9 protein-coding genes are annotated in these 12,057 nt (G+C 65.3%); 6 read left to right on the plus strand and 3 right to left on the minus strand.

The annotated features are described in order from the left end of the window. Positions 1 to 22 precede the first annotated feature (22 nt). The 3 genes from ABSY17_RS03915 to ABSY17_RS03925 are packed head-to-tail and all read right to left on the minus strand — an operon-like array spanning position 23 to position 3,282. Complete coding sequence (locus ABSY17_RS03915) at positions 23 to 1,441, minus strand: FAD-binding oxidoreductase (RefSeq protein ID WP_378941807.1); 1,419 nt, start codon at positions 1,439 to 1,441, stop codon at positions 23 to 25. A gap of 31 nt (positions 1,442 to 1,472) precedes the next feature. After that, complete coding sequence (locus ABSY17_RS03920) at positions 1,473 to 2,588, minus strand: NAD(P)/FAD-dependent oxidoreductase (RefSeq protein WP_378941809.1); 1,116 nt, start codon at positions 2,586 to 2,588, stop codon at positions 1,473 to 1,475. A 1-nt stretch (position 2,589) separates the two neighbouring features. Next, positions 2,590 to 3,282 carry a GntR family transcriptional regulator gene (locus tag ABSY17_RS03925; RefSeq protein WP_378941811.1) on the minus strand — a complete coding sequence of 231 codons (693 nt, stop codon included), beginning with the start codon at positions 3,280 to 3,282 and terminating at the stop codon, positions 2,590 to 2,592. A 215-nt stretch (positions 3,283 to 3,497) separates the two neighbouring features. Between ABSY17_RS03925 and ABSY17_RS03930 the strand changes: the two genes are divergently transcribed. The 6 genes from ABSY17_RS03930 (at position 3,498) to ABSY17_RS03955 (ending at position 12,040) form a co-directional block, all read left to right on the plus strand. Beyond that, positions 3,498 to 4,868 (plus strand): aspartate aminotransferase family protein, encoded by a 1,371-nt coding sequence (locus tag ABSY17_RS03930; RefSeq protein WP_378941813.1) that lies wholly within the window; start codon positions 3,498 to 3,500, stop codon positions 4,866 to 4,868. Positions 4,869 to 5,252: 384 nt separating this feature from the next. Next, positions 5,253 to 6,311 (plus strand): TMAO reductase system periplasmic protein TorT, encoded by a 1,059-nt coding sequence (gene torT, locus ABSY17_RS03935; protein ID WP_378941815.1) that lies wholly within the window; start codon positions 5,253 to 5,255, stop codon positions 6,309 to 6,311. A gap of 122 nt (positions 6,312 to 6,433) precedes the next feature. Then, positions 6,434 to 7,921, plus strand: a complete 1,488-nt coding sequence (locus ABSY17_RS03940) for a sugar ABC transporter ATP-binding protein (RefSeq protein WP_378941817.1) — start codon at positions 6,434 to 6,436, stop codon at positions 7,919 to 7,921. An 18-nt stretch (positions 7,922 to 7,939) separates the two neighbouring features. Further along, complete coding sequence (locus tag ABSY17_RS03945) at positions 7,940 to 8,956, plus strand: ABC transporter permease (RefSeq protein WP_378941820.1); 1,017 nt, start codon at positions 7,940 to 7,942, stop codon at positions 8,954 to 8,956. Beyond that, entirely contained in the window at positions 8,953 to 9,948 is a 996-nt protein-coding gene (locus ABSY17_RS03950) for an ABC transporter permease (protein ID WP_378941822.1), read from the plus strand. The genes ABSY17_RS03945 and ABSY17_RS03950 overlap by 4 nt, the downstream gene beginning before the upstream one ends. 31 nt (positions 9,949 to 9,979) lie before the next feature. Beyond that, positions 9,980 to 12,040 carry a hydantoinase/oxoprolinase family protein gene (locus ABSY17_RS03955; RefSeq protein WP_378941824.1) on the plus strand — a complete coding sequence of 687 codons (2,061 nt, stop codon included), beginning with the start codon at positions 9,980 to 9,982 and terminating at the stop codon, positions 12,038 to 12,040. The last annotated feature ends 17 nt before the right edge of the window (positions 12,041 to 12,057 follow it).

The following is a 12,057-nucleotide window of genomic DNA, read 5'->3' on the forward strand; positions in this document are numbered from 1 at the left end:
ATAGGCGAGAGCGGTGGCGATTTCACCATCGGACAATCTTGCCGGGGTTGAACAATTGTCGCGGATCGACCGCGCGCTTGATCTGCCGCATCAGTTCGCGTTCCGCCGCCGGCCGATAGCCGTCGGCGAGTGCCACCTTGGCCTGGCCGATGCCGTGCTCGGCGGAAATGGTGCCGTCATGGGCGATCACGGCATTATATATCGCTTCCGAAAGTGCATCCTCGCGCCCCTGGAAATCGGCGGCACCCTCCGGCGGCGTCAGGTTGAAATGCACGTTGCCGTCGCCGAGATGGCCGAACGGATTGACTCGGATCCCCGGCAGCACCGCATCGGCGGCGGCCGAAGCCGCAGCGACGAATTCGGCCAGGCGCGAGACGGGGGCTGCAACGTCGTGCTTGATCTGCGGCCCTTCGAGGCGCTGGCCTTCCGGCATTTCCTCGCGCAGGCGCCAGAATGCCGTCCGCTGCGCCTCGTTGGCGGCGATCGCGCCGTCGAGCACCGTACCGGCCTCGAAACAGGCGGCGAGCGCGTCCTCGACGATGGCGTCGAGCTCGATCTTGGGGATGGAGGTCGAAAGTTCGACCAACAGGTAGACCGGTCCGCGCGTCTCGAGTGGTGGCACCAGGCCCGCGACATGCTTGCAGGCAAGGCCGAGCCCCAACTCATTGAAGAATTCCATGGCGGTCAGGAACTCGCCGGCCCGCGAACGCAGGAAGGCGCCGACCTGAAGGGCTGCGTCCAAGTTTTCGAGCGCCAGCAGCGCGGTGGAGCGGGCCACGGGAGCGGGATAGAGGCGCAGCACTGCGCGGGTCACGATGCCGAGCGTGCCCTCCGCGCCGCAGAAGAGCCGGCGCAGCTGGTAGCCGGCATTGTCCTTGATCAACGCACGCGCACCGTCCAGTACGCTGCCGTCGGGCAGCACGACCTCGAGACCCAGCACCAGGTCCTGCATCATGCCGTAGCGCATCGCGTGGCTGCCTCCGGCATTGGTGCCGATCAGGCCGCCGATCTGCGCACTGCCTTGGGCGCCGAGATGGAGAGGAAACATCAGCTGCTGGTCGGCGAGGCGGGCATGCAGCGCCTCCAGCACGACACCGGCCTCGACAGTCGCGGTGAAGTCGACCGGATCGATCGTGACGATGCGGTTCATGCGCGACAGGGACAGGATGATGCCGGTCTCACCTGCGGAGAGTACGCTCGCACCTGCCAGTCCGGTGTTGCCGCCCTGCGGCGAGATGGAGACCCCGTGTGCGGCGCAGGCCTTGACGACTTCGGCAACCTCTTCGGTCGTGGCCGGCCGGGCGACGCCAAGCGGTGTTGCGCCAAAACGCTTCAGCCAGTCGCGGCCGTGGCTGGCGACATCGGCGGGCTCCGTCAGCCAGCCGCGCTCGCCGAGCAGCGTGCGCATGAGTGCATCGAAATCGGCTGAATGCTCGCTCACGAGGCGGCCTCCGTAGTGATTTGTGGTCTGGTCAGTCGTGGGCCAGCAGGCGCACCGCCTCTTCGGCAATCGCCAGCGACGAGGTGAGGCCGGGGCTCTCGATGCCGAAGAGATTGACGAGGTTTTTCACGCCATGGCCCTCCGGGCCCTGGATGACGAAATCGGCGGCCGGCTCGCCCGGGCCTGCAAGCTTCGGGCGGATGCCACTGTAGGTCGGGCTCAGGCTGCCGTCGGCCAGTGCCGGCCAATATTTCCTGATCTCGCCATAGAAATGGTCGGCGCGGCGCGGGTTCACGCTGTAGTCTTTTTCCGCGATCCACTCGACGTCGGGACCGAAGCGCATGCCGCCGGCAAGGTCGAGCGTCAGGTGCACGCCGAGGCCGCCCGGTTCCGGCACCGGATAGATCAGCCGCGAAAAGGCCGGCCTGCCGGTCACCGAAAAATAGCTGCCGCGGGCGTAGTGCAGATCAAGCACGAAGCGCGGGTCGAGACCCTGGAGCTTGGCCGCCAGTGCGTTGGCGCCCAGTCCAGCCGCATTGACGAAATGACGGGCGGCGATCTCGTAGTCGCTGCCGGTGCTGTTGTCGCGGGTCTGCAGGATGAACAGGCGGTCCTCGATGCGGCCCGAGACGATCTCGGTGTTGAAGCTCAGATAGGCGCCGCCCTCCTCGGCCTCGCCGAGCAGCGACAGCATCAGCGCATGGCTGTCGACGATCCCGGTGGAAGGCGACAGCACGGCAGCGTGGCAGTTCAGCGCCGGCTCCATGTCGCGGGCCTGCTCAGCGCTCAGCATGACCAGGTCGCCGACACCGCAGGCCTCAGCCTTGGCGATGATTCCCCTCAGCGTCGCCTCCTGCTCGGGCAGTGTCGCCACGATCAGCTTGCCGCAGCGCTTGTGCGGGATGCCGCGCTCGGCGGCATAGGCATAGAGCCGGTCGCGGCCCTTGACGCAGAGCTCTGCCTTCTTGCTGCCTTGCGGATAGTAGATGCCTGCGTGGATGACCTCGGAGTTGCGCGAACTGGTTTCCGTGCCAATCGCATCCGCCGCCTCGACGACGATCGTCTCCATGCCGCGGCGGGCAAGCTCGCGGGCAACCGCAAGACCGATGACGCCGGCGCCGGCGACGATGCAATCGACTGTATCCATGTCAGGCCGCGCCTCCCCTGGTATCCTGTTCGTGCGCGCTCAGCCGGTCGATGATGACCGCGCCGGCGCCGCTGATGTCCTCGACAATGGCGCGCTCGGCGGCGTCCGGATCGCGCGCCTCGATGGCTGCCAGGATGACGTAGTGCTGGTCGATCATCACCCTGCCGCCATGGCTGTAAGATGCGGCGATCAGCGGCCCCATCTGCAACCACAGCCGGTTGAGGATGCCGCGCAACACCGGCATGCTGGCAATTTCGGTCAGCGCGAAATGGAAGGTCTGGTTGAGGTCGAGCGCCTCGGTCCAGTCCTGGCCGGCAATGGCCTTTTCGTTGCGCTCGATGAGGTCGCGCAGCCGGGCGATGTCGACTGCGGTCGCCTTCAGCGCGGTTTCACGCGCGGCCAGGCCCTCGAGCTTCAGGCGGATCTGGCGAATCTCCTGGTAGCGCTCCACCGTCAGCATCGGCACGCGCACGTCGCGGGCCGATTTCTGCACCAGCGCCTCGTCCTGGATGAGCCGCAGGATGGCGTCGCGCACCGGCGTCACGCTGGTGCCCAGCGACTGCGCCAGGTCGCGGATCGTCAACCGGGAATCGGGCGCAAGCCGGCCCTTCATCAGGGCGTCGGACAGCTTGCCATAGACGACCTCGCCGAGGTTGTCGTGCTCAAGAGCCTGTAGGCCGAATGGTTCACTCATCGCCGCTGCATCCTATGGAAATGACCTGTTCGTCTTAAAACCAAATGCGTGAAAATGCTCTTGACACCGCGTCTTGATAAAAACATGATGCATCAAACAGCAAATTTGAAATTTTGCAAGCGCGATCTGGAGGAATAGAGAGATCGCCAAAATTGCCCGGCCGCCGCAGTTGCGGATGCGCCCACCCAGACATCGTCGTAACAAAGGAACCCATCATGGACGGCCAGCCCAATTCGCCTGAGGCGCGCGACAAGAAATACCACCTGCATTCCTACACCAACGCCCGCCGTCATCAGGAAGTCGGCCCGATGATCATCGAGAAGGGCGACGGCATCTATGTCGAGGATTCCAACGGCAAGCGCTACATCGAAGCGATGGCGGGCCTGTGGAGCGTCGGCGTCGGCTTCTCCGAGCCGCGTCTGGTCGAGGCTGCCGCCAAGCAGATGGCCAAGCTGCCCTTCTACCACAACTTCACCCACAAGGCGCATTCGCCGCTGATCGACCTGGCCGAGAAGCTGGTGACGATGGCGCCGGTGCCGATGAGCAAGGCATTCTTCACCAACTCCGGCTCGGAAGGCAACGACACCGCCATGAAGATGGTGTGGTATCGTTCCAACGCGCTCGGCCAGCCGCAGCGCAAGAAGCTGATCAGCCGCAAGCGCGGCTACCACGGCGTCACCATCGCCTCGGCCAGCCTGACCGGCCTGCCCAACAACCAGATCTCCTTCGACCTGCCGATCGCCAACGTGCTGCACACGGAATCGCCCCATCACTGGCGTGACGCGCTGCCGGGCGAGACCGAAGAGCAGTTCTCGACGCGTCTTGCCGAACAGCTCGAGCAGCTGATCCTCGCCGAAGGCCCCGAGACGATTGCGGCCTTCTGGGGCGAGCCGGTCATGGGCGCAGGTGGCGTCGTCGTGCCGCCGGCCGGCTACTGGGAAAAGATCCAGGCCGTGCTGCAGAAATACGACATCCTGCTCGTCGCCGACGAAGTGATCTGCGGCTTCGGCCGCACCGGCAACATGTTCGGCAGCCAGACCTACGCCATGAAGCCCGACATCATGGTCATGTCGAAGCAGATTTCGTCGTCCTACCTGCCGATCTCGGCGCTGCTGATCAACGACACGGTGTTCGAGCCGCTGGCCGACGAAAGCAACCGCATCGGCACCTTCGGCCACGGCTTTACCGGCGGCGGCCATCCGGTCGCGGCGGCGGTGGCGCTCGAAAACATCGCCATCATCGAAGAGCGCGGCCTGGTCGACAACGCCCGCGAGGTCGGCGCCTACATGCAGAAGCGCCTGCGCGAGCTGGCTTCGCACGAGCTGGTCGGCGAAGTGCGCGGCGTCGGCCTGATCGCGGCCGTCGAACTGGTCGCGGACAAGGCGACCAAGGCACCATGGGGCAATGTCGGCGCGCTCGGCGGCCTGGCCAACGGGCTGCTGCAGCAGAATGGCGTGATCTCCCGCAACATGGGCGATGCGATCGCCTTCTGCCCGCCGCTGATCATCACCGAGAAGCAGGTCGACATCGTCGTCGACGCGGTCGCGAAGTCGCTCGACGCTGCGGTGAAGCAGGTCAAGGCCTGATCGGCCTTTCGCGGCGGGGCCGGATGCCGGCCCCGCCGCGACACCAAATCCAAGGGAGGAGCCGTCCGGCTTTCGGACGGTACAGCATCTGACGGGGCGGGAGGGTCCTTTTGGGTGGCGTGGCGGTCTTTGACCTGCGGCGCCGCACGATCGATCTTTTGCCCTGCCGTTACTTGGATACAATTATTGCTACTTTTATAGTCGCTGTATCCAAACATGAGGCAATACTAGACCAATCGATAAAGATTGGCGGAAAAATGAATAAGTTGGATACATTAGGATTGACGATGTAACCAACTGTGCGTTTAATCCACCCGGTCAAGCCCTCTGGGAGGGCTACGGGCAGCTGGCTGCCAGGCCAAGCAACAATGGGAGATTTCGACAATGACCGGACTTTTGAGGACACTTGCGCTCGCCCTTTCGGCGACGGTGATTTCGGCAGGCGCGGCGAATGCCGCCGACTGGTGGCCGTTCAAGATCGCGGCCGCCAAGGACGGCGACCTGAAGAGCGTCCAGGATATCGAGTACACGCCGCTGGAAAAGGCGGAGAAGCCGTGGAACCTGTGCGTGCTCTATCCGCACCTGCAGGACAGCTACTGGGTTTCGGTGAACTACGGCCTGATCGAGGAAGCCAAGCGGCTTGGCGTCAAGGTCACCGTCTTCCAGGCCGGTGGCTACACCGCCCTGCCGAAGCAGATTTCGCAATATGACGACTGCGTCGCTTCCGGCGCCGACGCCATCATCATCGGCGCCATCTCCGAGGCCGGCGTTGCCGCCAAGATCGGCGAAGGCATGGGCAAGGGCATCGTCAACGTCGCCGTTGCCAATCCGATCCTCGAGACCCCGATCACCGCGCGCATCACGCCCGACTTCTACCAGAAGGGCTTCCAGACCGGCGAATATGCGAAGCAGTTCCTCGGCGACAAGCAGGGCCAGGCCGTGGCCTTCCCGGGACCGCAGGGCAGCGGCTGGGCCGAGACCTACATGGACGGCTTCCGTGACAGCACCAAGACCGGCAACATCAAGCTGCTGGCCGAGATGTTCGGCGAGGCAAGCGTTCCCGCCCAGCTCCGCCTGGTCGAAGACGCACTCCAGACCCATTCCGACATGAACCTGATCTGGGGTGGCGCGCCGACCGCTGAAGCCGCCATCGGCGCCCGCGCCGATGCCGGCCGCGACGACGTGACCATCGTCTCGTCCTACGAGAACCAGACCATGCTGAAGGCGGTCAAGGACGGCACCGTGCTGGCCTTCGCCACCGAGTATCCGGTCATCATGGGCCGCATCGGCGTCGACCTTGCCGTGCGCGCGCTGGAGAAGAAGCCGCACGAGAAGGTGCTGCTCGTCGCTCCGGGCATCGTCACCAAGGACAACGTCTCGACGTTCGACACCACGCAGATCTTCGCGCCGGAAGGGACCAGCCCCGAATTCTCCGTGAAGTAAGCCTCGTGTGCTGCGGGCGGATGATCCGCCCGCTCGCTTCCCTCGCGTTTCTGACGCGATCCTCCCCCGGCCCGGCCGCATCTGCGGCCGGGTCACGGGAACGGCGGTTCAAGGTGTGTTCGATGCTCGAAGTTACAGGTCTCACCAAGCGATTTCGCAACAATCTCGCGCTCGACAACGTGAATTTCACCCTCGAACGGGGTGAAGTGCATGCGCTGCTCGGCGAGAACGGTGCGGGCAAGTCGACACTCATCAACATGATCGCCGGCACCTTCGGCTGGAACAGCGGTTCCTACCGTCTCAAGGGCCAGAACATATCCGGTCTCACGCCGCAGAAGGCGCGCGACATCGGCATCGCCTCGGTGTTCCAGGAATTCAGCCTGGTGCCGGACCTGACGGTGCTGGAAAATCTTTTCCTCGGCCGCGAGGACTCCAAAGGCGGCTTCCTGCGCCGGCGGCAGATGCGCGAGACCGCCGCCCGCCTGTTCGACGACCTGGGCTTTCACGTGCCGCTCGACGACAAGGTGGCGCTGCTGTCGCGGGCGCAGAAGCAGATGGTCGAGATCGCCAAGGCGCTGCGCACCAGCCCCGACGTGCTGATCCTCGACGAGCCGACCGCCTCTCTGACCGACGGCGAAGCCGAAAAGCTGTTTGCCGCCATGGCCAGGCTCAAGGCCAAGGGCGTCGGCATCATCTATGTTTCCCACCGCATGAGCGAGATCCGCAACCTGTCGGACCGCGTCACCGTGCTGCGCGGTGGCAAGCTGATCGGCACCGTGCGGACGGCTGAAATCTCCGACGAAGGCCTGATCGAGATGATGGTCGGCCGACCCGTCGAGCAGCTTTTCCCCACCATCCACTACAATCCCGGCGCCGTCCGGCTCGAAGTCTCCGGGCTGAACACCGCCGACGGCACGGTCGTCGACGCCTCCATCGTCGCCCGCGCCGGCGAAGTGGTCGGGCTTGCAGGCCTCGTCGGCTGCGGCCGCAGCGAGCTGTGCCGTGCCGTGTTCGGCCTCGATGCGATTTCGGCCGGCAGCGTCCGCCTTGCCGGCAAGACGGTCGACAAGCCGACGCCGCATGGCATGCTGGCCGACAATCTCTGCTATTTCCCCGCCGACCGTGGCGCCGAGGGCCTGGCCCTGATCCGGCCGGTACGCGAGAACACCACCATGAGCTCGCTCGACCTGCCGTCGATGTCGGCCGGGCCGGTTCTCAAGTTCTGGAGCGAGAAGGACACCATCGCCAAGCCGCTGGCCGACCTCGCGCTCAGGCCGATGGCGCCGGAGCGGCCGGTCATGGCGTTCTCGGGCGGCAACCAGCAGAAGGTGATGCTGGCGCGCGGCCTGATGAAGTCCTTTGACGTCTACCTGTTCGATGAGCCGACCGTCGGCATCGACGTCGGTGCCAAGGCCGATGTCTACAACCTCATCAAATCACTGGTGGAGGGCGGCGCCTGCGTCATCGTCTCGACCTCGGAACTGCCGGAACTGATCAATCTGGCCTCGCGCATCTACGTCATGCACGAGGGGCGGGTCGTTGCCGAAGTCGGCAGCGAAGAGAAGTCGGAGGCGCGCATCCTCTCCCACTATTTCGGCGGACACGCATAAGGATCGGGTGACCTGACCATGACACAAGCGACTTCCGACCGCGCGGCAACCACGCACAAGGCGAACCTTCTCGACCGCTTCCTCATGCAGGGCGGCATCGTCATCACCTTCCTGATCGTGGCGGTCGTCGCCACGGCGGTGGCGGAGCCGCGCTTCCTCAACAAGCTCAACCTGCTCAACGTCTTCCGCAATTTTTCCTTCCTGGTCATTCCAGCACTTGCCCAGATGCTCGTGATGACCGCCGGCGGCTTCGATCTTTCGGTCGGCGCTGTCGTCGCGGTCTCCTCGGTGGTTGCGGCCACGGTGATGTTTGCCGGGCTCAATGCCTTTCCGGGCATGGAGGTGATGGTCATCGCCATGGCGCTGGTGGCAGTGGTCGGCGTCGGCGCCATCGTCGGCCTGGTCAATGCCGGCCTCGTCGCCACCTTCTCGCTGTCGCCCTTCATGGTGACGCTTGCGATGACCTCGGTGCTGATGGGCATCGTGCTGTTCTACACCCAGGGCATCCCTGTCTATGGCGTCGCCGAATCCTTCATTGCCGGCGTCGGCCGCGGGCAATGGTTCGGGCTGCCTGTCGTACTCTACCTGGCACTGGCGATCATCATCCTGTGCATCGTCATGCAGCGTTTCACCGCGCTCGGCCGCCACATCTATGCGGTGGGCAGCGACCAACGCTCGGCGCGGCTGTCGGGCGTGCGCACCCGCCGCACCATGGTTGTTGCCTATGTGCTGGCCAGCGTGCTCGCCGCCATCACCGGCTTCCTGATGACCTCGCGACTCGGCTCGGGCCAGGGCACCATCGGCGGCACGCTGGCTCTGGAGACGATTGCCGCGGCCGTCATCGGCGGCGTGTCGCTGCGCGGCGGCGTCGGCCGGGCCGAGCATGTCGCGCTCGCCGCCCTGTTCCTGGCTGTCCTCGCCAACGCGATGAACCTCATCCAGGTCGACAGCAAATACCAGGCACTTGTGCTGGGCGCCGTGCTCATCGTGGCGCTCGCCATCGAACGACTTCTCTTGCGGAGGAAGCAGGCGTGACCAACCAAGCCAACACCAAAGCGGCGGCCGCGCCGGCGGTTCCAGGACTGTCGCTCAAGGACATCGCCCGCAGCCTCAGCCTTCCGCTCGCCATCCTGGCCGCGCTGCTGATCTTCGGCCTGATCGAGCCGCGCATCCTGTCGCTCGCCAACTTCCGCAACATCGCGGTGCAGACGAGCTACCTGGCGATCTTTGCCATGGCCCAGACCATGGTCATCCTGACGCGCGGCTTCGACATGTCGCTCGGCTTCACCGTGTCGCTGGTCAGCGTCGTCGCCTCGATGGCGATGGTGTCGATGGGGGCCTCCGACGCCGCCATCCTCTACGGCCTCGGCGCCGGCTTCCTGGTGGCGCTCGCCATCGGCCTGTCGAACGGCGTGCTGATCGCCAACGTCGGCATCAACCCGCTGGTGACGACGCTCGGCGTCGCCAACATCGTCATGGCGCTGGCCTCGACCGTCAGCGGCGGCTTCCCCGTGACCGGCGTGCCGGCCGGATTCACCGCGATCTTCGCCCAAGGCAGCCTGTTCGGCATCCCGACGCCGATCTGGATCGCGGCCGGCGTCTTCCTGCTGCTGCACCTGACGCTCAAGGCGACGCGCTTCGGCCGCAGCCTCTACATCGTCGGCGCCAACCCCAAGGCGGCGGTGGCAGCAGGCATCCGCACTCGGCCAGTGCTGCTCACCGCCTATGTGCTGTGCACAGTGCTTGCCGCCATCGGCGCGCTGCTGCTGACTGCACGCACCGGCTCAGGCGAACCCAATCTCGGCGGCAACCTGACGCTTGAATCGATCGCCGCGGCGGTCGTCGGCGGCGTCAAGCTGTCTGGCGGCGAAGGCGGCGTCGGCGCTGCCGTGCTCGGCGCGCTGCTCGTCACCGTGCTGTCCAACGGCATGAACCTCATCCAGATCGACGGCTACATCCAGCAGATTTGCCTGGGCGCCATCATCATCATCAGCCTCATCGTCAGCCGCGACGAACTCCGCCGCTGACCCTCCCAGAACGATTTCCGAGGAAAACTACATGGCATATCAGGTTTGCATCGATATCGGTGGCACCTTCACCGACTGTCTGGTTTCGGACAGCAAGGGCGAGATCTCCATCTTCAAGTCGCCGACAACCCCCGGCGAATTCGAGAAGGGCTTCATCAACGTGCTGCACGTCGCAGCCGAGGGCTATGGCCTCTCCGGCGCCGACTTCATGAAGCAGATCGACCTGATCGTGCACGGCTCGACCGTCTCGACCAACGCGCTCGTCGAACGCAAGACGGTCAAGGCCGGCCTCATCCTGACCGAAGGCCACCAGGACATCCTGGTGCTGCGCGAGGGACCGCGCAAGGGCGCGTTCCAGTGGCGCCTCGACTACCCCGAGCCCTATGTCCCGCGCCACCTGACCAAGACGGTCGCCGGCCGCATCGACGCGCGCGGCCGCGAACTGACCCAGCTGTCGCTCGACGACGTGCGCAAGGTAGCAGGCGAATTCCGCGCGCTCGGCGTGGAGGCGGTGGCCGTCGGCCTGCTGTGGTCGGTGGTCAACCCCACCCATGAGCTCGCGGTGCGCGAAATCCTCGAGCAGGAGCTGCCGGGCATCCCGATCACGCTCAGCCACGAGATCAACCCGATGCCGCGCGAATACAAGCGCATCATCGCCGCGGCAATCGACGCCTCGATCAGCCCGATCGTGCGCAAGTATATCGAAGAGCTGCGCAAGGCGCTCGACGACGAGGGCTTTGATGGCGAACTGCTGCTGGCCAACTGCGTCGGCGGCATGATGCCGCTGGCCGACATGATCAAGAAGCCGATCTACTCCGTCATGTCCGGCCCGACGCTGGCGCCGATGGCGGCCCTTGCGCTGTCCAACGAGCCCGACATCATCGTCGGCGACATGGGCGGCACCACCTTCGACGTCTCGGCGCTGCGCGACCACCAGATCATCGTCACCCCCGACAGCATGATCCATGACGACTCGCTCGGCATCCCCAAGGTCGACGTGCGTTCGGTCGGCGCCGGCGGCGGCTCGATCGCCTCCGTCGACGAAGGTGGCCTTCTGCATGTCGGCCCCAAGAGCTCTGGCGCCCGTCCGGGTCCGGCCTGCTACAACAAGGGCGGCACCGAACCGACCGTCACCGACGCCAACGTCGTGCTCGGCATCGTCGACCCCGACTACTTCCTCGGCGGCAAGATGCAGCTGCGCCGCGATCTCGCGGAAGCCGCGATCGCCAAGGTGGCCAACCGGCTCGGCGTGTCGCTGCAGGAAGCGGCCTACGCCATCTACACCACCTCGAACCACAACATGGTTGCCGCCATCGAGGAAATCACGGTGCGCGAGGGCATCAACCCGCGCGATAGCTTCTTCGTCTGCGGCGGCGGCGCCACCGCCATCCACATCGCCGAAATGGTCGATATTCTTGGCCTCAAGCGCTACATGATCCCGCGCTTCATGGCCGGCCTGTCCGCCTTCGGCGGCCTTATCTCCGACATCCGCAAGGAAGAGAGCGCAGTGCTGCTCACCTCGAATGCGGCCTTCAACGCCGACGGCATCAACGAGGTGCTGGCGCGCCTGCTCAAGGGCGGCGACGCCTTCCTCGCCGAGGCCGGCGTGGCGCCGGAAAACCGACAGTACGAGTTCTCCTTCCTCGGCCGCTACGAGTACCAGTCCTTCGAGATCGAGGTGCCGTTCGAGACCAAGGACGGCAAGATCTCGGCAGCCGACCTGCCGGCCATGGTGGAGGCCTTCCACAAGATGCACGAGCGCATCTATTCGATCCGCGCCGACGGCGACACGGTCGAGTTCACCGCCTGGAAGCTGCGTTCGATCGGCAAGCGCCAGGGCCAGGACATCTGGCAGAAGAACACGCTCGCCGACCAGGCCGGCCCGGTCACGCCCAAGTCGAAGCGCGGCGTCTACCAGCAGGAAAGCGGCGGCGTCGAGGAACTGCCGGTCTACGGCCTGACCGGCCTCGGTGCCGGTGCTGCGGTCGATGGCCCCTGCCTGGTCGAGGCCGAGACCTTCACGGCCTATCTCAAGCGCGGCCACAACGGCCAGATCGACCGTTACGGCAACCTCGTCGTCACCGTCGCCTAATTCACCGGAAGGATGAG

The organism is Mesorhizobium sp. ANAO-SY3R2, assembly GCF_042466635.1.
Taxonomy (GTDB): domain Bacteria; phylum Pseudomonadota; class Alphaproteobacteria; order Rhizobiales; family Rhizobiaceae; genus Aminobacter.

Coding starts and splice junctions, on each gene's coding strand:
- ABSY17_RS03920 (WP_378941809.1), bottom strand. CDS start 2,588: ATGGATACAGTCGATTGCATCGTCGCCGGCGCCGGCGTCATCGGTCTT.
- ABSY17_RS03925 (WP_378941811.1), bottom strand. CDS start 3,282: ATGAGTGAACCATTCGGCCTACAGGCTCTTGAGCACGACAACCTCGGC.
- ABSY17_RS03930 (WP_378941813.1), top strand. CDS start 3,498: ATGGACGGCCAGCCCAATTCGCCTGAGGCGCGCGACAAGAAATACCAC.
- torT (WP_378941815.1), top strand. CDS start 5,253: ATGACCGGACTTTTGAGGACACTTGCGCTCGCCCTTTCGGCGACGGTG.
- ABSY17_RS03940 (WP_378941817.1), top strand. CDS start 6,434: ATGCTCGAAGTTACAGGTCTCACCAAGCGATTTCGCAACAATCTCGCG.
- ABSY17_RS03945 (WP_378941820.1), top strand. CDS start 7,940: ATGACACAAGCGACTTCCGACCGCGCGGCAACCACGCACAAGGCGAAC.
- ABSY17_RS03955 (WP_378941824.1), top strand. CDS start 9,980: ATGGCATATCAGGTTTGCATCGATATCGGTGGCACCTTCACCGACTGT.